At 70.5% G+C, this 22,345-nt stretch carries 19 protein-coding genes; 14 read left to right on the top strand and 5 right to left on the bottom strand.

Going from position 1 to position 22,345, the window contains the following annotated elements; all coding sequences use genetic code 11:
• The first annotated feature begins 17 nt into the window (after window positions 1-17).
• The gene (locus FHR90_RS09130) at window positions 18-1,118 is read left to right on the top strand and encodes an alpha-E domain-containing protein (protein ID WP_266152782.1); all 1,101 of its coding nucleotides are present in this window, start codon (window positions 18-20) and stop codon (window positions 1,116-1,118) included.
• Here FHR90_RS09130 and FHR90_RS09125 read toward each other — a convergent pair.
• A complete protein-coding gene (locus FHR90_RS09125; protein ID WP_183275090.1) occupies window positions 1,109-1,909 on the bottom strand; it encodes an aminotransferase class IV in 801 nt (266 codons plus the stop codon). The two genes, FHR90_RS09130 and FHR90_RS09125, sit on opposite strands and share 10 nt — an antisense overlap.
• On the bottom strand, window positions 1,906-3,303 hold the full coding sequence (locus FHR90_RS09120) for an anthranilate synthase component I family protein (protein ID WP_183275089.1): 1,398 nt from the start codon (window positions 3,301-3,303) through the stop codon (window positions 1,906-1,908). Before FHR90_RS09120 ends, FHR90_RS09125 begins: the two co-directional genes overlap by 4 nt.
• 44 nt (window positions 3,304-3,347) lie before the next feature.
• Here FHR90_RS09120 and FHR90_RS09115 point away from each other — a divergent pair, with 44 nt between their 5' ends.
• Complete coding sequence (locus tag FHR90_RS09115) at window positions 3,348-4,148, top strand: DsbA family protein (protein ID WP_176626094.1); 801 nt, start codon at window positions 3,348-3,350, stop codon at window positions 4,146-4,148.
• On the opposite strand, the gene FHR90_RS09110 is transcribed toward FHR90_RS09115, so the two are convergent.
• The gene (locus FHR90_RS09110) at window positions 4,103-5,083 is read right to left on the bottom strand and encodes a bile acid:sodium symporter family protein (RefSeq protein WP_266152783.1); all 981 of its coding nucleotides are present in this window, start codon (window positions 5,081-5,083) and stop codon (window positions 4,103-4,105) included. The two genes, FHR90_RS09115 and FHR90_RS09110, sit on opposite strands and share 46 nt — an antisense overlap.
• 100 nt (window positions 5,084-5,183) lie before the next feature.
• On the opposite strand from FHR90_RS09110, the gene FHR90_RS09105 reads away from it, so the two are divergent.
• The 12 genes from FHR90_RS09105 (at window position 5,184) to FHR90_RS09050 (ending at window position 18,285) form a co-directional block, all read left to right on the top strand.
• Entirely contained in the window at window positions 5,184-6,161 is a 978-nt protein-coding gene (locus FHR90_RS09105; protein WP_183275088.1) for a hypothetical protein, read from the top strand.
• Between the two features lie 130 nt (window positions 6,162-6,291).
• Entirely contained in the window at window positions 6,292-7,347 is a 1,056-nt protein-coding gene (locus FHR90_RS09100; RefSeq protein ID WP_183275087.1) for a hypothetical protein, read from the top strand.
• A gap of 195 nt (window positions 7,348-7,542) precedes the next feature.
• The gene (gene kdpF / locus FHR90_RS09095; RefSeq protein ID WP_176624385.1) at window positions 7,543-7,635 is read left to right on the top strand and encodes a K(+)-transporting ATPase subunit F; all 93 of its coding nucleotides are present in this window, start codon (window positions 7,543-7,545) and stop codon (window positions 7,633-7,635) included.
• A gap of 13 nt (window positions 7,636-7,648) precedes the next feature.
• The gene (gene kdpA / locus FHR90_RS09090) at window positions 7,649-9,340 is read left to right on the top strand and encodes a potassium-transporting ATPase subunit KdpA (protein WP_176624387.1); all 1,692 of its coding nucleotides are present in this window, start codon (window positions 7,649-7,651) and stop codon (window positions 9,338-9,340) included.
• Between the two features lie 16 nt (window positions 9,341-9,356).
• On the top strand, window positions 9,357-11,399 hold the full coding sequence (kdpB, locus tag FHR90_RS09085; protein WP_183275086.1) for a potassium-transporting ATPase subunit KdpB: 2,043 nt from the start codon (window positions 9,357-9,359) through the stop codon (window positions 11,397-11,399).
• 1 nt (window position 11,400) lies between these two features.
• Window positions 11,401-11,958 carry a potassium-transporting ATPase subunit KdpC gene (gene kdpC, locus FHR90_RS09080; RefSeq protein ID WP_183275085.1) on the top strand — a complete coding sequence of 186 codons (558 nt, stop codon included), beginning with the start codon at window positions 11,401-11,403 and terminating at the stop codon, window positions 11,956-11,958.
• A 104-nt stretch (window positions 11,959-12,062) separates the two neighbouring features.
• Window positions 12,063-13,394, top strand: coding sequence for an alpha/beta hydrolase family protein (locus FHR90_RS09075; protein ID WP_183275084.1), 1,332 nt, complete (start codon window positions 12,063-12,065; stop codon window positions 13,392-13,394).
• The gene (locus tag FHR90_RS09070) at window positions 13,378-15,978 is read left to right on the top strand and encodes a sensor histidine kinase (protein WP_183275083.1); all 2,601 of its coding nucleotides are present in this window, start codon (window positions 13,378-13,380) and stop codon (window positions 15,976-15,978) included. The genes FHR90_RS09075 and FHR90_RS09070 overlap by 17 nt, the downstream gene beginning before the upstream one ends.
• Before the next feature lie 24 nt (window positions 15,979-16,002).
• A complete protein-coding gene (locus FHR90_RS09065; protein WP_176626645.1) occupies window positions 16,003-16,689 on the top strand; it encodes a response regulator in 687 nt (228 codons plus the stop codon).
• A 102-nt stretch (window positions 16,690-16,791) separates the two neighbouring features.
• Entirely contained in the window at window positions 16,792-17,634 is an 843-nt protein-coding gene (locus tag FHR90_RS09060; RefSeq protein ID WP_183275082.1) for an NAD(P)-dependent oxidoreductase, read from the top strand.
• Window positions 17,635-17,702: 68 nt separating this feature from the next.
• Complete coding sequence (locus tag FHR90_RS09055) at window positions 17,703-17,993, top strand: type II toxin-antitoxin system RelE/ParE family toxin (RefSeq protein ID WP_176625089.1); 291 nt, start codon at window positions 17,703-17,705, stop codon at window positions 17,991-17,993.
• Complete coding sequence (locus tag FHR90_RS09050; protein ID WP_176625091.1) at window positions 17,983-18,285, top strand: HigA family addiction module antitoxin; 303 nt, start codon at window positions 17,983-17,985, stop codon at window positions 18,283-18,285. Before FHR90_RS09055 ends, FHR90_RS09050 begins: the two co-directional genes overlap by 11 nt.
• Before the next feature lie 43 nt (window positions 18,286-18,328).
• Here FHR90_RS09050 and FHR90_RS09045 read toward each other — a convergent pair whose 3' ends face one another.
• Together FHR90_RS09045 and mfd are read right to left on the bottom strand one after the other, a co-directional pair.
• Window positions 18,329-18,826, bottom strand: a complete 498-nt coding sequence (locus tag FHR90_RS09045; RefSeq protein ID WP_176625093.1) for a hypothetical protein — start codon at window positions 18,824-18,826, stop codon at window positions 18,329-18,331.
• Between the two features lie 28 nt (window positions 18,827-18,854).
• Entirely contained in the window at window positions 18,855-22,343 is a 3,489-nt protein-coding gene (gene mfd / locus FHR90_RS09040) for a transcription-repair coupling factor (protein ID WP_408871433.1), read from the bottom strand.
• Window positions 22,344-22,345 lie beyond the last annotated feature (2 nt).

The following is a 22,345-nucleotide window of genomic DNA, read 5'->3' as shown; positions in this document are numbered from 1 at the left end:
AGGAAGGGGTTGCATTCGTGTCGGACCGCCCGCTGCATCTGCTGTCGCGCTATGCCCAGAGCATCGTCTGGCTGGCCCGCTACATGGAGCGGATCGAGAATCTCGCCCGCGTCATCGACGTCACCGAGACCTTCAGCCGCACCGGTGCGGCCGGCAATGCCTGGCGCTCGGTGGTGCAGATCAACGCCGACGAGGAGCGCTTCTTCGAGCGCTACGCGCATGCGGATGCCCGCTCGGTCAGCGATTTCTACGTGCTCGACCGCGACAACCCGACCTCGATCGCCTCGATGATCATGGTCGCGCGCGAGAACGCCCGCACCCTGCGGCCGCTGATCTCGACCGAGATGTGGAGCCACATCAACGTCTTCACCAACACCGTGCGCCAGCTCCGCCCGGCCGATATCGGAGCCGCCAACATCTCCGGCCTGTGCGCGATGCTCAAGCAGCAGTGCCAGACGCACTGGGGCATCACCGAAGGCACGTTCTACCGCGACCAGGGCTGGTATTTCTACACGATCGGCAAGTATCTCGAGCGCGGCGACCAGACCACGCGGCTGGTCGACATCAAGTATCACACCCTGCTGCCGGGCGACGCGGCGATCGGCTCGGCCGCCGATCACAGCCAGTGGAACGCCGTGCTGCGGGCGGCGGCCGGCTATCACGCCTTCCGCCGCGCGATGCCGCAGGGCGCCTTCAACCCGGCCTCGGTCGCCGGCTTCCTGCTGCTCAACAACGCCTTCCCGCGCTCTCTCGTGCTCACGCTGCGACAGGTCTACGGCGCGCTGAACCAGCTGCGCACCGATTACAGCCTGCGCGGGTCCGAGGGCTGCCTCGAACGGCTCGACGAGCTGCGCGCCGCCCTGGCCGACCAGACCATCGAGCAGATCATCATCCGCGGCCTGCATGAATTCCTCGACTGGGTGCAGCGGCAGCTGATGTTCCTGCACGACGACATCGCCAACGCCTTCTGGCGGCCCAGGCCGATGGAAACCACCCCGACCGGTGCGTCCGCCCAGCAGAGCCTCGCCCCGGGCAGCATGACCCAGTCGATGGGCGGCATGACGCAATCCCTCGAACAGGTGGGGACCAGCCAGGTCCCGGGCCAAAATCAGGACTGATCGCTTGCCTCGCGGAAGCGCGCCAGCGCCGCCGCATCCGGTGCCAGCGCACGCGCGCCGAGCGCCGCCACCTCCAGCACGGCGAGGCTGCTGCACAGCATCGCCGACGTGATCGCCGCCGGATCGTCGAGCCCCCGCTCTGCGACCAGACCGCGTTCGACCAGCACCGCGCGGCGGATCCCCGGCAGCGCGCCGTCGCCGACCGGCGGCGTGAACCACGCCCCGTCGCGGTCCCGCCACAACAGGTTGGCCGCCGTCGCCTCCGCGAGCCGTCCCTCGGTGTTGCGCAGCAGCGCATCGTCGCACCCCAGTTGCTGCGCCTCGCGCCGGGCGACGATGCCATCGAGATAGTTCAGCGTCTTGAAGCGCGCGGTCGGCGAGAACGCATTGCGCCGCGTCGACCGCGCGATGCACAGCCGCAACCCGCCGGCGGCCGCCGGCAGGCCGTGGGCCGCGGTGATCAACACGGTCGGGCGCGTTGCCGCCGGCGGCAGCACGCCGCGCGGCGCCGGGCCACGGGTGAGCGTGAGCCGCAGCGACCCTTCCACCAGCGCCTCGGCCGCGCGCAGCGCCTCCAGCCCCCCGGCCAGGGTCGCCGCCTCCGGACACGCCATGGCGAAGAATGCCGCCGCCCCCCGCAGCCGGGCCAGATGGCGGCCGAGATGCGCGATCCGCCCCTCCGCCACGCGCAGCGTCTCGAACACCCCGTCGCCCAGCAGCAGGCCGCGATCGGCCGGATCGACGCGCGCCTCGGCCGCCGCGACCAGCGCCCCGTTCAGCCAGACCCTCACGGCGCGATCAGCCGCGCGAGCTTGAGCTGCGCCTCGTCGTACTCGGCCTGCGGGTCGGACCCGGCGGTGATGCCACCACCCGCATCGGCGCCGAGCCAGTGCTCGCCGACGCCGAGGCTGCGGATGACGATGCTGCTGTCCATCGCCCCGTCATCGCCGATCCGCACCACGCTGCCGCAATAGGCGTCGCGGGCGCGGTTCTCCACCCGGTCGATGAGCTGCATCGCGGCCCGCTTGGGCGCCCCGGTGATCGAACCGCCGGGCAGGCAGGCGCGCAGCAGGTCGACCGCGCCACATCCCGGCGCCAGCTCGGCGGTCACGCACGACACCAGGTGATGCACGGCGGCGAACGATTCCACCGCATTGAGCTGCGGCACCCGCACACTGCCGATCCGCGCCACCCGGGCGAGGTCGTTGCGCATCAGATCGACGATCATCAGGTTCTCGGCGCGGTCCTTGTCGCTCGCGGCAAGCGCGGCCGCGGCCGCGGCGTCGGCGCGCGGGTCGGAGAGGCGTGCGGCCGTCCCCTTGATCGGCCGCGCCTCGACCCGGCCGTCCGCATCGAGACGCAGGAAGCGTTCCGGCGAGGCGCTGAGCAGCGCGCGCGCAGTCTCGCCCACCCCGCCGAGATCGACGAAGGCCGAGAACGGTGCGGCCAGCGACCCGCGCAGGCGCAGATACAGCGCGGTGAGGTCGAGCCCGGGTGGACGCGGCGCGCGATGGGCGGTGGTGTAGTTGGCCTGGAACAGCGCACCCGCCGCGATCGCCTCGACGATCTCCGCCACCGCCGCGCGATGGCGTGCGGGCGTGGTAACCGCCGTCCAGTCGAGCCTGTCGACGCTCGCGGGCTCTGTCACGGACCCACGCGCGTCCTCCAGCAGCGCCTCGAGCCACCCCGCCGCCGCCCGGTCGGGTGCGGCGATCCAGACCTCCCGCGCCAGCCGGTCAAAGGCGATCACGCGGTCATAGAGGCCGACATGCAGCGCCGGCAGCTCGCCGGACGGATGCCGCGAGCGCAACCCGTGCAGGGCGCAGGCCGCATCGTAGCCGATCAGCCCCACCGCCCCGCCGGTGAAGGGCGGTGCGGCGGGATCGGGCGGACGGGCGCGCTCGGCCAGCCATCCGGCGAGCGCCGCCAGACGCGCGGGTGCCTCGGACGGGTCCTCGGCCACCAGCCGCAGCTCCGGATCGAGGGCCAGATAGCTCCAGCGGCTGCGTGGCCCCGGCGCATCGGCGCTGTCGAGGAAACTCAGCCCCGAGGGGGCCACGCGCCGGGCCACCACGAAGGCCTCGGCCGGCTCGCACCAGGCGACGCGGCGCAGCACGCGCCCGGCGGGCCGGCTGGCCGTCGGGAGAGGCGCGCGCAGGATCGGGGTCCGGGTCTGATCAAGCATTTTTCGGGCTCACCTTAGCGGGATTGTCGCGTAGGATGGCATCCGTGAATGCATGCGTTCGCCCCGACGAAGCCGACATCGCCGCGCCCGTACCCCCGATCGGGTCGGCGTGCCGCCCGGATGCGTCCGTCGCCGGACCGGACCGGGTCCTGCATCTGTCGGTGCTGCACGATCTGATATGTCCGTGGTCGCGCCTGGCGATCTGTCGGTTGTTGCGGGTGCTGTCGCGACGCGGACGGCCCTGGTCGATCGTCTGGGAGCCGTTTCTGCTGCATGCCGAGATGCCCCGGCTCGGCATGGCCTATGTCGAATATGCGAGACAGAAATACGGCACCGCCGAGCGCGCCCGCCGCATGGAACGCACGGTCAGCGCGCTCGGCCGCGGCGAGGGCGTCGGCTTCCGTTTCGACCGCATCCAGCGCGTGCCCTCCACCATCGCCGCTCACCGGCTGATCGAGTGGGCGTCGTCGTGCCGCACGACGCCCGACCATCTGGCGGGGCTGGTGCTGTCGCTGTCGACGGCGCATTTCGAACGCGGGCTCGACCTGTCGCTGCCGTCGGTGCTGGCCGAAATCGCCGCCATGCACGGGCTCGACCCCAACGCCGCCCGCGCGGTGCTGCTGCGCGGGCGCGAAGCCGCCGATCACGTGCAGATGCGCGCCCAGGCCAATGCCGCACTCGGCATCAACGGCATCCCCTGCCTGGTCACGGAAGACGGGCTGGCCATCGCCGGCGCGCAGGACGAGCCGGCGATCGAGCGTCTGCTCGACGTCGCAGAGCTCGGCAGCCCCGCCCCGGATCAAGCCCGGCCGGCGGACGCGATATCGGCCGGACGCGCCGCGTAGCGCCGCGCGAGGGCCGCGCAGGCCAGCAACTGCACCTGATGAAAGATCATCAGCGGAATCACGATCAGCCCCGCCGTCGAGCCGGCGAACAGCACCTTGGCCATCGGCACCCCGGTGGCGAGCGACTTCTTCGACCCGCAGAACTGGATCGCGATCTCGTCCTCGCGCGAGAACCCGCCCGCGCGCGCCAGCCCCCAGGTGAGCAGCAGCACCAGGGCGAGCAGAGACAGATCGACGCCGACGATCCACAGCAGCGCCGCCGGCGACAGGATGTGCCACAGCCCGCCTGTGATCGCGGCACTGAATGCGGTGTAGACCACCACCAGGATCGAGCCGCGATCGGAGAAGGTGATCAGCTTCTTGTGACGCGCCACCCAGCCGCCGATCCAGGGCTGCAGGATCTGCCCGGCGATGAACGGCACCAGCAGCTGCAGCACGATGCCGACCACCGCATCGGCCGACACCGCCCCGTGCCGGCCCAGCAGCAGCCCGACCAGGAGCGGGGTGATGAACAGGCCGAGGATGTTCGACGCGGTGGCCGCGCAGACCGCGGCCGCGACATTGCCGCGGGCGATCGAGGTGAAGGCGATCGAGGACTGCACCGTCGAGGGCAGCGCGCAGAGAAACAGCAGCCCGGTCCAGCTCTCCTCGCTCAGCGCGCCCGGCACGGCGATGCGCAGCCCGGCGCGCATCGCGAGACCGACCAGCGGGAACAGCGCGAAGGTGGACAGCAGGATCAGCCCCTGCAGCCGCCAGTGCCGCAGCCCCTCCACCACCGCCGCCCGCGACAGCTTCGCCCCCTGCAGGAAGAACATCATCGCGATCAGCACGGTGGCGAGCGCGTTGAAGGCCGGCACCGCCGCGCCATGACAGGGCACCACGACCGCGACACACAATGTCGCGAGCAAGGCGAGGATGAACGGGTCGATCTTCACGCTGGAACGGGCCTCCACTGCTCGCCTTGCCGATGCCGGGCCAGATAGCGCCGATCGGGCTGCGATTGCCAGCCGGTGGCGCTTGCGCCACGCTCGAACGATGAGTGCGCCCGCCCCGACCATCCCCCGCTTGCGCCGCCGGACCGCGATCGCGCCCATATTGTATGCCCTGCTGCTCGGCGCCGGGCACGCCGCGGCGGCGGCCACGGTCGACACCGGCCCGCTCGGCATGTGCGTGCACGCCACCGCGAGCTCGGTGCAGCCGGGTGCGCGCGCATTCGCCGCGCGCGGCTTCCATCTCGCCCTCGAGGCCGGCCCCGGCGCCCCCGATCTCGACGCCGCCGGCATGAGCCTGTCGCAGGTGCGCGGCGGGCTGGACGCAGACGCGCTGCGCGACGCCGCGATCGCCGCCGCCGCCGCCCTGCTGCAGCAGGCACAACAGGCCGCCCACCCGCACAGCGCCCTCGCCTGTCCGTCAGCGGTCCTGGAAGCGGCCGGCCGCAAGCTTCAGACCGCGCTGCTCGACGGCGGCGCCTACGATTTCGTCTGGTCGGGGGCGACCGTGCGCGCCGGCGGCAACGGCACCCGCATCGGCAATCTCGCCATGCATGCCGAACGCCATGGCGCGCTGGTCCAGGCGACACTCGGCCTGCACGGCATCGCGCCGGCGAAACCGATCCCCGGCATGAAGGTGCCGTCGCCGCAATCGCTCGACCTGAAGGTGTCGGGCCCCGCCGACCGCATCGCCAGCACGCTCGGCGGCGGGCTCGGGTCGGGCGAGACGGTGCCGTTCACCCTGTCCTCCGGCCTGCTCGCGCTGGGCACGGCCCGGTTCGACCTCGCCGGCCACGGTGCGGTCGGCGCCACGCCGCAACAGGGCAGTTTCAGCGGCAAGCTGACCGCGACCGATTTCGACGGCGCAATCGCCGCCGCCAGCGAGGCCGGACTGATCAAGCTGCGCACCGGGTTGTATCTCGCCCGCCTTGCCGCGCGTCAGGAAGGCGACCGCCTCGCCTGGGACCTGCAGTGGCAACAGGGCGTGCTGTTCGTCAACAACGTGCCGCTGCCGATCCGCTGAGGCCGGGACGGCACCACGATCGAGCCGCGGCATGCGAAGCCGGGCCCATGGACGACCTCGTGACCACCAGCAGCGAATCGCGGCCGGCATTCGCAAATGATTAAGGGTGCGAGCGGATAGTCGCGGCGAGATGCCGCTTTTTCGAACCCGTCGCACCGCCACGACCGCCCCCGAGACTCCGCCCGCGCCCGTGCCCGCGACCGGCGAGGCGGAGATGTGGCTGCGCCGCCACGGGATCGCCAATGCCTTCGAGCTATGGCGAAATGCCGAGGAACGCCACATCGGCAAGCTGGCCTTCCTGTCCATCCTGCAGGATGAGCATCTGCTCGACCGGGAACCCGGCGCCACCACCCGCGACCTCGCCCGCCAGGCTCAGGACTATGCCGCGCGGGCCTCGCTGGCCGGCATCCCCGGGCTCGACACGCTGATCGAGACCGTCAACGGCCGGATCGTGGCCTGGCGCCGCCTCCGGACCGCGCATGGCGCGGGGCCGCCCCCCGCCGGGTGCCTGTCAGCGACCGCGCCCCCGCCCTCACGTCAGGAGCTGATCGAGGCGGCGGTGCGGGATTTTCCCACCATCCGCAGTCGCTATCGCAAACTGCTCTATGACCTGGTCGAGGATGACGCCGACGGCCTTGCCGCTCACGAATCGCCTCTCGACCGCACCGTCGCCTCCGGCGCGGCGCGCTTCATCGCCCAGGCCACGCGCGCGCCGCGTACCGTCGAGCCCGAATGGCTTGCCAGGCGCGGCGAGGTGCTGCTGCGCCTCGAGGCCTGGGCACGCGCCACCGGGCGCAACCCGTTCGTCGAGGCCTTCGTCGAAGGCTGCGTCTCGCCGCCGGATGTCTCGCTGTATCTCACCGACATCAAGACCTGCATGGTGCTGGCCGCCAGGCTGCCCGGCGGCACCGGGCGCGACGGATTCCGCCTCTGGACCGCCGCCAAGGAATGTGCCGCCTTCACCCTGGTCGCCACCGCGCCGCATCTCATCGGAGGCATGATCCTCGAACGCGCCGTGGCTGTCGGAGCCGCGGCCCTGCGCCATGCCGAATACCTGCTGGCGACCCCGGATGCCCGCGCCCCGCGCATCGAGGGCCATCCGCCACTCACGCCGCATGCCGTGACCGCCGCCGTCATCCGCCTGCTGCCGCTCGAAGAGCGGCTGTCGCTGCCGATCGGCATCTGAGCGCGGTTTTTATGCCGTCTTTATGTAAGCAGGCCGGGCGGCACATCGCGTCTTTATGCCGGACAGGTCTTTGCTGATCGCGAACGATCGCTTGGAGACCTCATCGGTGCCGGACCTCATCGCCCTGCTGCTCGGCGCAGGCGGAATCATGTTGATGGCGGCCTATGCCGCGCTGTGCGAGCGGGTGTGACGACGATGGCGACCTTCGATCTCGTCCTCGGCGGCTGCGTGTCCGCCTGCCTGCTCGTCTATCTCGTCTGGGCGCTGCTCAGACCCGAAAGCCTCTGAAAGAGCGCCTCCCATGACCCTCATCGGCTGGGTGCAGATCGCACTCGTGCTCGCCGCGGTACTCGCCGCGGCGTTTCCGCTTGGCGCCTGGATCGCCACCGTGCTCGGCGGGCGGCGGCTGGCGCTGGCCCCCGTCGAACGCGCGCTCTACCGCGCCGGCGGCATCGACCCCGAGCGCGGCATGGGCTGGAAGAGCTATGCCATCGCCCTGCTGGTGCTCAGTGCCGTGCACTTCGCACTGCTCTACGCGATCCTGCGGCTGCAGTACTGGCTGCCGTTCAACCCGCAGGGCTTCGCGGGGATGTCGCCGAAACTCGCCTTCAACACGGCGATCAGCTTCGTGACCAACACCAACTGGCAGGCCTATTCGGGCGAGGCCGCGCTGTCGAACGGCGCGCAGATGTTCGGCCTGACGGTGCACAACTTCCTCTCCGCCGCCGCCGGCATCGCCGCCGCCGGCGCCGTCGCGCGTGCCTTCGCCCGCGCCGGCACCGGCGATCTGGGCAATTTCTGGGTCGACCTGACCCGAATCACCCTCTACGTGCTGCTGCCGCTCGCCCTCGTCGTCACCATCGTGCTGATCGCGCTCGGCGTACCCCAGACGCTGGCCGGCTCGGTGGACGCCATCACGCTGGAAGGCGCGAAACAGACCATCGCGCTCGGCCCCGTCGCCTTCCAGGAAGCGATCAAGCTGCTCGGCACCAATGGCGGCGGCTTCTTCAATGCCAACTCGGCGCATCCGTTCGAGAACCCGTCCGCGATCAGCAACATCCTCGAGAACTGGTCGCTGCTGGCGATCGGATTCGCGATGCCGATCGCCTTCGGCCGCATCGTCGGCCGCCCGCGCGACGGGCTCGCACTGATGATCACCATGGCGATCCTGCTCGCGGCGTTCACCCTCGCGCTCTACGCCGCCGAAGCCGCCGGCAATCCGCTGCTGCACGCGCTCGGCCTGCCGGGCGGCAACATGGAAGGCAAGGAGGTGCGTTTCGGCATCCCGCTGTCGTCGCTGTTCACCGCCTCGACCACCGCCACCTCCACCGGCGCGGTGATCGCCGCCCATGACAGCCTCACCCCGCTCGGCGGCATGGTGACGCTGGTGCTGATGCAGCTCGGCGAGGTGATCCCCGGCGGCGTCGGCTCGGGCCTGTATGGCATGCTGGTGTTCGTGCTGCTGACGGTGTTTATCGCCGGGCTGATGGTCGGCCGCACGCCCGAATATCTCGGCAAGAAGGTCGAGGCGCGCGAGATCAAGCTGGCCATGCTGGCGGTGCTGATCCTGCCGCTCGCGATCCTCGGCGGCACCGCGATCTCGCTGTGCACCGCCTCCGGCCTGGGCTCGCTGGCCAATGCCGGCCCGCACGGCCTGAGCGAGATGCTCTACGCCTGGACCTCGTCGGCGGCCAACAACGGCTCCGCCTTCGCAGGGCTGTCGGCCGACACGCCGCTGCTCGATTACGGGCTCGGCATCGCCATGCTGCTCGGCCGCTTCGCCTATCTGGTGCCGGTGCTGGCGATCGCCGGCAGCCTCGCCGCCAAGCCGAAACTCGCCGCCAGCGCGGGCACCTTCCCCACCCATGGCGTGCTGTTCGCCACCCTGCTGGCGATCAACATCCTGATCCTGGGCGGGCTGCAGTTCCTCCCCGCCCTCTCGCTCGGTCCGCTCGCGGAGCAGTTCGCGATGCTCGCCGGCCAGACCTACTGAACAGAGACCCACAGCCATGACCACCCAGACCCTGGAGGCGGCGCCGATCGGCCTGTTCGACCCGCGCATCCTGCGCCGCGCCGGCCTCGACGCGTTCGCCAAGCTCAACCCCGCCGCCCTGATCCGCAACCCGGTGATCTTCGTCACCGAGATCGTCGCCCTGCTGGTCAGCGTGCTGGCGATCCACGATCTGATCGACGGCCACAGCCCGACCTTCGCGATCTCGATCGCGCTGTGGCTGTGGCTGACGGTGCTGTTCGCCACCTTCGCCGAAGCCGTCGCCGAAGGCCGCGGCCGCGCGCGCGCCGAAACACTGCGCCGCACCCGCTCCGACCTCGTCGCGCGTCTGCTCGACGATCCCGCCGACCGCACCCGCTTCACCGAGGTGCCGGCCGCGACACTGAGGCGCGACGCGCTGGTGCTGGTGCGCGCCGGCGACCTGATCCCGTCGGATGGCGAGGTCGTCGAGGGCCAGGCCAGCGTCGATGAAAGTGCCATCACCGGCGAGAGCGCCCCGGTGATCCGCGAGGCCGGCGGCGACCGCTCGGCCGTCACCGGCGGCACGCAGGTGATCTCCGACTGGCTGGTGGTGCGCATCACCGCTGAACCCGGCCACACCTTCATCGAGCAGATGATCGCACTGGTGGAAGGCGCGTCGCGGCGCAAGACGCCCAACGAGATCGCGCTCGACATCCTGCTCGCCGGCCTGACCATCATCTTCCTGATCGCCGTCGTCACCCTGGTGGGCCTCGCGCGCTACTCCGGCCACGTGCCGTCGGTGGTGGTGCTCGCCGCCCTGCTGGTCACCCTGATCCCGACCACGATCGGCGGCCTGCTCTCGGCGATCGGCATCGCCGGCATGGACCGTCTGGTGCGCTTCAACGTGATCGCCACCTCCGGCCGCGCCGTCGAGGCGGCCGGCGACATCGACATGCTGCTGCTCGACAAGACCGGCACCATCACCTTCGGCAACCGCATGGCGGCCGGCTTTCACCCGATCGCGGGCGTCGACCCGCGCAGCCTCGCCCAGGCCGCCGCCCTCGCCTCGCTCGGCGACGAGACCCCCGAAGGCCGCTCGGTGGTCACGCTGGCCCGCGACGCCCACGGCGTGGCCTTCGACCTCGACCCCGACGCGGTGATCGTGCCGTTCTCGGCCAACACGCGGGTCAGCGGCATCGACCTGCACGATCGCGTCTGGCGCAAGGGCGCGGTCGACAGCATCCTCGAACTCGTCCCCGGCCAGGCGACCGACGCGTTCCGCGCCGAGGTCGAGCGCATCGCGCGGCTGGGGGCGACGCCGCTGGCGGTCATGGAAGACAACCGCCTGCTCGGCATCATCGAGCTCAAGGACACCGTCAAGCCGGGCATCCGCGAGCGCTTCGCCGCCCTGCGCCGGATGGGCATCCGCACGGTGATGATCACCGGCGACAACCGCACCACCGCCGCCGCCATCGCCGCCGAGGCTGGCGTGGACGATTTCCTCGCCCAGGCCACCCCGCAGGACAAGCTCGCCTATATCCGCCGCGAGCAGGAAGCCGGCCGGCTGGTGGCGATGTGCGGCGACGGCACCAACGACGCCCCTGCGCTGGCCCAGGCCGATGTCGGGGTGGCGATGCAGACCGGCACCCAGGCCGCGCGCGAGGCCGGCAACATGGTCGATCTCGACTCCGACCCGACCAAGCTGATCGAGGTCGTCGAGATCGGCAAGCAGCTGCTCATCACCCGCGGCAGCCTCACCACCTTCTCGATCGCCAACGACGTCTCCAAATACTTCGCGATCCTGCCGGCGATCTTCGCCGCCACCTATCCCGGCCTCGCCGCCCTCAACATCATGCGCCTGCACACCCCGCAGAGTGCGATCCTCTCGGCGGTGATCTTCAACGCCCTGATCATCGTCGCCCTGGTGCCGCTCGCGCTCCGCGGCGTGCGCTTCCGCGCGACCGGCGCGAGTGCGCTGCTGCGCCGCAATCTGCTGATCTACGGGCTGGGCGGGCTGATCGCGCCGTTCATCGGCATCAAGCTGATCGACCTCGTCCTCGTCGCCATCGGAGCCGCCTGACATGACCGTCCTCGCCCAGATCCGGCCCGCGCTCACGCTGGTCGGTGTCTCCACCCTGGCCCTCGGCTTCGTCCTGCCGCTCGGCTTCGTCGGCGCCGCCGGTCTGATCGCCCCCTCCCAGGCGCAGGGCTCGCTGATCGAGCGCGACGGCCATGTGATCGGCTCGGCGCTGATCGGTCAGACCTTCGCCCGACCGGACTATTTCCACCCCCGCCCGTCCGCCACCTCGCCCGCGCCCTACAACGCCGACAATTCCTCCGCCTCCAATCTCGGCCCGACCTCGAAGGCGCTGATCGACCGCGTCCGCACCGACATCGCCGGCCGCCATGAGGTGCCGGCCGATGCGCTGACCACCTCGGGCTCCGGTCTCGACCCCGACATCTCGCCGGCCAACGCCCGCGATCAGGTCGCCCGCGTCGCCGCCGCCCGCCACCTGCCGGCCGAGCAGGTGGCGACGCTGGTGGCGCGCTCCGTGCGGGGGCCGTTTCTGGGCATCTTCGGCGAGCCGCGCGTCAACGTGCTGCGGCTCAATCTCGCGCTCGATGCGATGAAGGGGTAGATGTTCTTTCTTGAAAGAAAGAACCAAAGAACTTTCATCCGTTACCAAGGAAAACGGACAGAAGTCTTTTTGCTTCTTTTTCTTCAGAAAAAGAAGGATCTGAGATGCGCCGCCTGCTGATCGCCCCGCTCGCCCTGGGTCTCACCGCCGCCGCCCCCTGGCCCGACGGTAACTGGCAGGGCCAGCTCACCCTGCCCTCCGGCGCATCCCTGCCGCTGACGCTCGACATCGCGCCCGGCGGGGCGGTGCTGCACAGCCCCGCACAGGGCAATGCGGCGATCCCCGCCACGATCGAGGACGCTCATGGCGCGGTGATCCTCCGCCTGCCGTCGATCGGCGCGACCTTCTCGCCCACCGAAACCGCGGGCGACGTGCTGGACGGCCCCTTCGTGCAGCACGGCGCGACGCTGAAGGCCCATTTCGAGCGCGGCACGGTGAAGGCGGCGGCCGACACGCCGACGCCGCCCTTCCCCTACGAGACACGCGACCTCACCATCCCGGCCGCCGGCGGCATCACGCTGGCCGCCACGCTGGACCTCCCGCGCGGGGCGGGCCCGTTTCCGGCGGTGCTGCTGATCGCCGGATCGGGCCGGCAGACGCGCGACGAGGCGGTGGCCGGACACCGACCGTTCCTGTTTCTCGCCGACCGCCTGGCCCGGGCCGGCATCGCCTCGCTGCGCTACGACAAGCGCGGCGTCGGCGACTCCGGCGGCGACCATGCCACGACGACGGAGGCTGCCCTGACCGCGGACGCGAAGGCGGCATTCGCGACGCTGCGGACGCAGCCCGGCATCGCGCCCGGCGCGGTCGGCCTGCTCGGCCACAGTGAAGGCGGCATCATCGCCGCCGAACTCGGCGCTGCCGACGGCGAGGTGCGCTTCGTCGTGCTGCTGTCGTCGCCGGCACTGAGCGGCGCGGAGACACTGGTCGCCCAGGTGCATGCGCTGGCCCTCGGCGCAGGCGCGGGGCCGCAGGCGGCCGACCACGCCGCCGCACAGGAGAAACGCCTGCTGGAGGCGGAACTTGCCGCGCCCACACCGGCGGCGGCGGCGGACGCCGTGCGCAGCCTGCTCAGCGCGCAGGGCGCGCCGCAGGCCGCGATCGCGACGGCGACCCAAACCGCCGCCTCGCCGTGGTTCGCATCGTTCCTGCGCAGCGATCCACGCCCCGCACTGTCGAAGCTGCGCATCCCCGTCCTCGCCATCGCCGGCAGCCGTGATGTGCAGGTGGTGCCCTCCGCCACGCTGCCGGCGCTGCGCCAGGCCCTGGCCGCCGACCCGCAGGCCAGGGTCGTCGAGCGCGACGGGCTCAATCACCTGCTGCAGCCCGCAACCACGGGCATGCCGTCCGAATATGCGCAGATCGGGCCCACCATGGACCCGGCGGTGCCGCAGATGATCGCCGACTGGATCAAGACATTTGCCAACCACCCCTGACGCGACGTCGCGCGGGCGGCTGAAGATCTTTCTCGGCGCCGCACCCGGCGTCGGCAAGACCTGGAAGATGCTGGCCGAGGCACGACGGCTGCGCGCCGAAGGCGTCGACGTGCTCGGCGGCATCATCGAGACGCATGGCCGCGCCGGCACGCTCGCCCAGCTCGGCGAACTGCCGATGCTGGCGGCGCGCGAGACGCGCGATGGCGGGCGGGCGGCACAGGAACTCGATGTCGATGCCGCCCTGGCCCGGCGGCCGGCCATCCTGCTGGTCGATGAACTCGCCCATTCCAACGCCCCGGGCAGCCGGCATGCGAAGCGCTGGGAGGATGTCGCCGAACTGCGCGCCGCCGGGCTGGACGTGTGGACGACGCTGAACGTCCAGCATCTCGAAAGCCTCAACGATGACATCTTCCGCATCACCGGGGTGCGGGTGCGCGAGACGCTGCCGGATTGCGTGCTGGAGGAGGCCGACGAGGTCGAGCTGATCGACCTGCCGCCCGAGATCCTGCGCGAGCGTCTGCGCGCGGGCCAGATCTACCGCCCCGATGCCGTACAGCGCGCACTCGACGGCTATTTCCGCGAAGGCACGCTGACCGCCCTGCGCGAGATCGCGCTGCGCCGCACCGCCGCCCATGTCGACGAGAGCCTCACCGACTGGATGACGGCCAACGCGGTCAGCGGGCCATGGCCGGCGGCGGAGCGCATCCTCGCCCTGATCGGCCCGGATGCGGCCGGCGAGGCGGTGGTGCGGCAGGCCAAGCAGCTCGCCGACGCGCTGCACGCACCGTGGCTGGCGCTGCATGTCGAACACGCGGCCGAGGCACCGCGGCGCCGGGTGTCGCTGCCGCTCGCCGCCAGGCTGGGGGCGGAGACCGAGACGCGCTCGGGGCACGACCTGCTCGCCGTCGCCCTCGACGTCGCCGCCAGCCGCCGCATCACCCAGATCGTCGTCGGCCAGCCGCAGGGAGCCGCGATGCGCCGCTGGCGTCCGGGACGGCGCAACCTCGCCCGCGCGCTGCTGCGCCATGCGGGGCCGTTCGCGGTGCATGTGGTGCCGACCCTGCCCGCACCCCCGCGACCACGACAGCGCGCGGCAACGCCGGACTGGCGCCCCTGGGCGGCGGCGGCCATCGCGCTCGCCGCGGTGACCCTGCTCGGCCTCCAGCTCGACCGGCTGATCCCGCAGGAGGCGATGGGGATGATCTTCCTCGCCGTGGTGGTGGCCGCCGCCAGCCTGCACGGCCTGCGGCTCGCGCTCAGTGCGGCCTGCGCCGGATTCCTGCTGTGGGACTTCTTCTTCATCCCGCCGGTCCACACCATCACCATCGCCAACCCGCATGATCTGATCGGGTTGATCGTGTTCTTTGCCGTCGCCTCGATCACCGGCATCCTCGCCGGGCGGGTGCGACGCGAGGCGCGTGCCGGACAGGCGCGGATCGACAGCCTGCGCCGCATCGGCGCCTTCAGCCGCCGGCTCGCCATCCCCGCCAGCGAGAAAGCGCTGATCGAGGAGATCGCCGCCCAGGCCGCCGCCATCGCCGGCGAGGCGGTGGTGCTGACCGCCACGCCGGGCGATGCGGGGCTGCGTCTGGCCGCCCGCGCGCCGACCGGTCCCGCGCTCGACGAGGGTGCCGAGGCGGCGGCGCGCTGGAGCGGGGCGAACGGGGTGGAGACCGGCAGCGGCACCGCCACCCTGCCCTCGGTCGGCTGGCGTTTCCTGCCGATGCAGACCAACGACACGGTGCTCGGCGTGGTCGGCATCCGCAGCGGCGACGCCGCCAGCCTGCCGGAGCCCGCGCTGCAGGCCGCGAGCACGCTGGTCGGCCAGGCGACGATCGCGCTCGACCGGCTGCGCCTCGCCGCGCTCGCCGCGCGCGCCACCGCGATGGAGGAGACGCAATCCTTGCGCACCGCGCTGCTGAACTCGCTCAGCCACGATCTGCGCACGCCGCTGACCTCGATCCGGGGCGCGGCCGAGACGCTGCATCACACCGCCTCGCTCGATGACGCCACGCGCGGCGACCTGCTCGGCGTGATCGAGGACGAGACCACCCGGATCACGAAGTTCCTCGCCAATATCGTCGACCTCACCCGGCTGGAAAGCGGCCAGATCCGCCCGCGTCTCGCGCCGCTGCTGCTGGCCGATGCCGCCGAGGCAGCCGCCGCGCGCGTGCCGGGCGCCTGGGCGACCGCCATTTCCTGCCCGGCCGGGCTGAGCGTGCTGGCCGACGCGACGCTGCTGGAGCAGGTTCTGGTCAACGTGCTCGACAATGCGGTGAAGTTCTCCAGCCCCGGCAGCCCGATCGCCCTGCGCGCCCGCGCCGACGGCGCGCTCGCCCGCATCGAGATCGCCGACGAGGGCATCGGCGTCGCGCCCGCCGCGCTGCCTTACCTGTTCGACAGCTTCTTTCGCGCCCAGCGCGGCGATCGCGGCCCGTCCGGCACCGGGCTGGGGCTTGCCATCGCGCGCGGCATGGTGGAAGCGATGGGCGGCACCATCTCCGCCACCTCCCCGCGCCCCGACCTGCCCCGCGACGGCGCGGCCGGCCTGACCATCACCCTCACCCTGCCACTGGCCGCATGACCCCCGACTCATGACCACCGACGCATGACCACCGATGCCTTGGGCACGCATATCCTCGTCATCGACGACGAGCCGCAGATCCACCGCTTCCTGCGTCCCGCGCTCGAGGCCGCCGGCTACCGCATCTCACGCGCCGACACCGCCCGCGACGGCCTGCACCTCGCGGCCAACCTCGCGCCGGAACTGATCCTGCTCGATCTCGGCCTGCCCGACCTCGACGGCCATCAAGCGCTCGCCGAACTGCGCGGCTTCACCCGGGTGCCGATCCTGATCCTCTCCGCCCGCGACCAGGACGGCGAGAAGATCGCCGCCCTCGACGCGGGTGCGGACGACTATGTCGAGAAACCCTTCAGTGTCGGCGAGCTCCTCGCCCGCCTGCGCACCGCGCTGCGCCACACCCGCCACGCCGACGCGGCCCCGCAGACCCTGTCCGTCTCCGGCCTAGACCTCGATTTCGCCGCCCACCGCCTGAGCATCGACGGCGCCGAAATCCCGCTCACCCCGCGCGAATTCGCGCTCATCGCCGTCCTCGCCCGCAACGCCGGCCGCGTGCTCACCCACCGCCAGCTCCTCGCCGCCACCTGGGGTCCCGGCCATGCCGAGGACGTGCAGTATCTCCGCGTCTATATCGGCCACCTCCGCCGCAAGCTCGGCCCGGCAGCCTCACGCCTGCAAACCGAAGCCGGAATCGGCTACCGCTTCGGCGCCTGAACCCGTGCGTGGGTGACGCCCCCGCCCCCGATCGGTGTTCGGCGTAACAAGCCGCATCGTGACGCGTTCACACCTGCCTGATCTCATCGCGGAGCACCGGACATGGATGTCGCCTTCATTGGACTGGGTCAGATGGGATCGGGCATGGCGGGACGGCTGCTCGATGCCGGCCATCGCGTCACGGTCTGGAACCGCGACAGTGCCAAGGCGGCAGCCCTCGTCGCGCGCGGCGCGATCCTCGCCGACAGCCCGAAGGATGCCGCCCGTGCCGGCGTGGTCCTGTCGATGCTCGCCGATGACACGGCACTCGACGCCGTCTGCCTCGGTGGGCACGGCATTCTCGCCGCCGGTTCCGGCGTGCTGCATGTGTCCTGCAGCACCGTCTCCGTGGCGATGACCGACCGGCTGGCGGCGGCTCATGCCGAGGCTGGGCAGCAACTCGTCTCCGCCCAGGTGCTCGGCCGCCCGGACGTCGCCGCCGCCGGCAAGCTCAGCGTGATCGCCGCCGGCGCGGATGCCGATCTCGACCGCGCCGCCCCGGCGCTGTCGGCCATCGGCGCGCGCACCATCCGGATGGGCGAGCGTCCCGCGATGGCCGCCGCCGCCAAGGCCGCCGCCAATTTCGGCATCGGCGGCATCATTGAGATCATCACCGAGCAACTGCGCATCGTCGCAGCCCAGGGCGTGCCCGCGGAACGGATGGTCGCGCTGCTGCTGGAGGCCGAGTTCGGCGCCCGCATCTTCGCCAGCTACGCCCCGATGATCGCCGAAGCCCGCTTCGAGCCCGCCGGCTTCCCGATCACCCTGGGTCGCAAGGATATCGGCCTCGCCATCGCCGCTTCGAACGGTGCCGACCTGCCGCTGGCCGACCTGCTGGCCGCCCGGCTGGACGCGATCATCGCGACAGGCGGCGGCGCGCGAGACTGGTCATCGCTGGGGCAGTAGCGGCAGGGCAATGACCGCGGCGTCAAGTATGACTTGACGGCAGAGGTGGAAAGTCATACTTTCCATCGGTGGACATCGACAGCATCCGCCATAAAGGCCTGCGCCGCTTCTTCACCACCGGCAATTCAAAGGGCCTCGTCGGTGACGTCGATCGTCTACGCAAGATGCTGGCGTTCATCGACGCGGCAGGATCGTTCGAGGAACTCGATGTGCCGCCGAATTACGGACTGCACCCGTTGACGGGCGATCGCGTGGGAAATTGGTCGATGACCGTGACGAGAAACTGGCGGCTGACCTTTTGCGTCAACGACAACGGCGCTCTCGAGGACCTCGATCTGGAGGACTATCATGGCTCTTAAGATGCATCGCTCCCTGGCCGTTCATCCGGGACCTTGGCTGCGGACCGAGATCGTCGAGCCTGCTGACATCCGTGTCGGCCATCTGGCCGCCGCCTTGAAGGTCTCGCGTCAGGCAGTCAGCGCCATTCTGAGCGGTCGCGCATCTTTATCTGCAGATATGGCTTTGCGCCTCGAACAGGCCCTCGGTGTGAGCGCTGATACGCTGATGCGCATGCAGACCACCTACGATCTTGCCCAGGCGCGACAGCACGATCTTCTTCCCGCGATTCAACGCCTGATCGCGGCGGCATAACCGGCCCCTCTGGGTCATGTTGTCCTGCGACGTCCTCGCCTGTTCAATCGCCCGTCTGCGCCCGACCCCAAGCCCAGCACTCATCTCGACGCGCTTGATGAAAAGCCACCTCGTCGGTGATCAGATGGTTGAGACGTCTCGCGCAGGCAATGAACCCGCGAAGCGCCTCGCCCTTCAATACGCCTGTTTCGACATCCTGCTGATTGACGACGAGCGCCGTCAGAAACGGCAACCCTCGCGCATGGCACAGGTCTGACAGACGATCGAGATGCCCATTGGCACCATCCATCTGGCGGCGAGCCAACGACCAAGGTACGTCGCTTGCCTGCGCCAGTGCCCCATATGTCGTACAAACCTGCATAAGAGCTGCGTTCTTCAGCAGTTCCATCGAGCGATCGATCCTCAGCTTATGGGTAAGCTGACTGCGCCGGGCACGTTCTTCCAGCAGTGATCGATACAGAGGCGTTTCGGTGAGCTTGCGCTCCTCGTGATTGGCAATCCAGCGATCAAGTTCGGCGTCGGTCTTCGAACTCAGCTCCACGTCTGCCCTCAAGGTATCTTCAAGCCCGTCAGGACACCTTGTTCCCTTTACCCGTGTTTGCCAACCGCGCGAGATGCCCCACCACCTCGTGCGCCAGCCCGATCCGCTGCGCCGTTGTCATCTCCCGGCTTACCGCCAGCTTGTGATCCGGCCGCAGCCGCATCTCCTTCGCCCGGCTGCCGATCCATCCCACCAGACCGGCGGGATTGTCGAAGCGGTTGTGGCGGAACTGGATCACCATGCCCTTCGGGCCGGCTTCGAGCTTCTCCACCCCCGCCTCGCGGCACAGGCGCTTGAGGGCCACGACGCGCAGCAGGTTGTCGACCTCGTCGGGAAACTTGCCGAACCGGTCGACCAGCTCGGCGGCGATCGCCTCGCTCTCGGCGTCCGAGGTCAGCGCTCCGATACGCCGATACAGGCCCAGACGGACGGGCAGGTCGCGCACATAGGTCTCCGGGATCAGCACCGGCAGACCCAGCGAGATGTTGGGCGTCCAGTCGCGCGCATCGCGGTCGCGCCTGCCGTCGCTGTGGCGCAGATCGGCGACCGCATCTTCCAGCATCTGCTGATACAGCTCGATGCCGACCTCGCGGATATGGCCGGACTGCTCGTCGCCGAGCAGATTGCCCGCGCCGCGCAGGTCGAGGTCGTGCGAGGCCAGCGTGAAGCCCGCACCCAGATTGTCCAGCGTCTGCATCACCTCCAGACGCTTCTCTGCCGCCGCCGACAGCCGATGCGTCTGCGGCCAGGTGAGATATGCATAGCCACGCTGCTTGCCGCGCCCCACCCGGCCCCGGAGCTGATACAGTTGCCCGAGGCCGAACATGTCGGCGCGATAGATGATCAGCGTGTTGACCGCCGGCATGTCGAGACCGCTCTCGACGATGTTGGTCGACAGCAGGATGTCGTACTTCCCATCCCCGAACTCGGTCATCACCCGTTCGAGCTCGCTGGGTGCGAGGCGGCCATGTGCCTCGACCATGCGCGCCTCGGGCACGATCTCGCGCAGGCGCTCGGCCATGCGGCCCATGTCCTCGATGCGCGGCACCACGCAGAAGATCTGCCCGCCGCGGAACCGCTCGCGCTGGATCGCCTCGCGGATCACCACATGGTCGAACGGCATGATGAAGGTGCGCACCGCGAGCCGGTCGGTCGGCGGGGTGGCGATGATGCTCATCTCCCGCACCCCGGTCAGGGCCAGCTGCAGCGTGCGCGGGATCGGGGTCGCGCTCAGGGTGAGCACATGCACGTCCTCGCGCAGCGCCTTGAGCTTCTCCTTGTGGGCGACGCCGAAATGCTGCTCCTCGTCGACGATCAGCAGCCCCAGATCGGCAAAACTGATGCCCTTCGCCAGCAGCGCATGCGTGCCGACGACGATGTTGACGCTGCCATCGGCGACACCCGCCTTGACCTTCGCCGCATCCTTGGCGGTGACCATGCGCGAGAGCTGCGCGACGTGCACGCCGAGCCCCTCGAAACGGGCGGCAAAGGTGCGGTAGTGCTGGCGCGCCAGCAGCGTCGTCGGCACCACCACCGCCACCTGCGCGCCCGACATCGCGGCGACGAAGGCGGCGCGCAACGCCACCTCGGTCTTGCCGAACCCCACATCGCCGCAGATCAGCCGATCCATCGGCCGTCCGGCGGCCATGTCCTCCAGCACGTCGGCGATGGCGCGCGCCTGATCCTCGGTCTCGGCGAAGGGGAAACGCGCACAGAACTCGTCCCAGCTGCCCTCGGCGGGTGCGAGCGTCGGGGCTTCGCGCACCTTGCGCGCGGCGGCAACCTTGATGAGCGCACCGGCCATGTCCTGGATGCGCTGCTTCATGCGCGCTTTCCGCGTCTGCCAGCCCGCACCGCCCAGCTTGTCGAGCGCCACCCCGTTCTGCTCGCTGCCGAACCGCGACAGCAGCTCGATGTTCTCGACCGGCAGGAACAGCTTCTCGCCGCCATCGTAGAGCAGCCGCAGACAGTCATGCGGAGCACTGCCGACGGCCAGCGTGGACAGCCCGTCATAGCGCCCGATACCGTAATCCTGATGCACCACCAGATCGCCCTCGGCGATCTCGGTCGCCTCGGCGATGAACTGGTCGGCGCGCTTGCGCTTGCGCGGCGGCCGCGCGATCCGCTCGCCCAACAGGTCCTGTTCGCTCACCAGCGCGATCGGCGCCCCGCCCCGGGCGAGAAAGCCGCGTTCGAGCCCGAGCACCACCAGCCCGACCGTGCCTGGCTTCAGCTTCTGCGCCGACGCCCAGTCCTCGACCATCTGTGCGGCGATTCGGTGGTCGCGCAGCAGCACCGCGAGGCGCTCGCGCGAGCCGCGCGTCCAGGCGGTCACCAGGCTCACGCGCGGCGGCTTCGCTCCCGCCCATTGCGACACCTGTGCCGCAAGCTGCGGGAACACCTCCGCATGCCCGCCGGTGCGCGCGAAGATCGGGCCCGGACGCCCGCCGACATCGATGCCGGGCGCGCCGTCGGGCCGCGCATAGGGGCTGAAACGGAAGACGGGAAGCTGCGCCAGCATCGCCGCCCAACTCGCGGCATCGAGATAGAACAGTGCCGGCGGCAGCGGCCGATACGGCACCTCGCCGTCGCGGGCCGGGGCGCGGCGGGCCTCGTAATGGTCGGCGATCATCTCGAAGCGCGCCTCGAGCACCTGATCGGACTGGTGATCGAACGAGATCGTCACGCGAGGCAGGTAGTCGAGCAGGGTCTCGAGGCTGTCATGGAAGAACGCCAGCCAGTGCTCGACACCATTGTGCCGGCGCCCCTCCGAGACCGAGACGTAGAGCGGATCGGACGTCGAATCGAGACCGAAATGCTCCCGCCAGGCACTGCGAAAGCGCGAGATGCTGTCCGGGTCGAAGGCGATCTCGGAGACGGGGCGCAGTTCGATCCGCTCCACCTTGCCGGTGCTGCGCTGGGTGGCGGGATCGAAGCGGCGCAGGTCCTCCACCTCGTCGCCGAACAGGTCGAGCCGGACGGGCTCGCTGTCGCCGGAGGGGAAGATGTCGACGATGCCGCCGCGGATGGCGAACTCGCCCGGCTCCATCACCGTGTCGGTGCGGGTATAGCCTTTCGCCGCCAGCACATGCACCAGATGCTCGGCATCGAGCTCGGCGCCGGCGGTGACGGTCAGCGACGTGCCCTCCAGGGCGGCGCGCGGCGGCACGCGCTGCACCAGCGCATTGATCGTGGTCAGCACAATGCGCGGATGCGCGGGGTCGGGGGGTGTCAGCAGCCGTGTCAGCCCCGCGACGCGCTCGGCGACCAGGGCCGGATTGGGCGAGACGCGGTCATACGGCAGGCAGTCCCAGGCCGGAATGCGCACGATCTCGAGTTCGGGGGCGAAGAAGCCGAGCAACTCCGACAGCCGCGCCAGACGGGCGTCGTCGCGCACCACATGCAGCACCGAGCCGGTATGCTCCGCCCGACGCTGCGCGAGCAGCAGCGCATCCATCCCCTCCGGCACGCCCCAGATCGTGCCGGCGGTGGCCGCCGCCCGCTCCGCCTCGGCGATAC

It is taken from the genome of Endobacter medicaginis (assembly GCF_014192375.1).
GTDB lineage: Bacteria > Pseudomonadota > Alphaproteobacteria > Acetobacterales > Acetobacteraceae > Endobacter > Endobacter medicaginis.
This window is presented reverse-complemented; position numbering and strand designations above follow the sequence as displayed.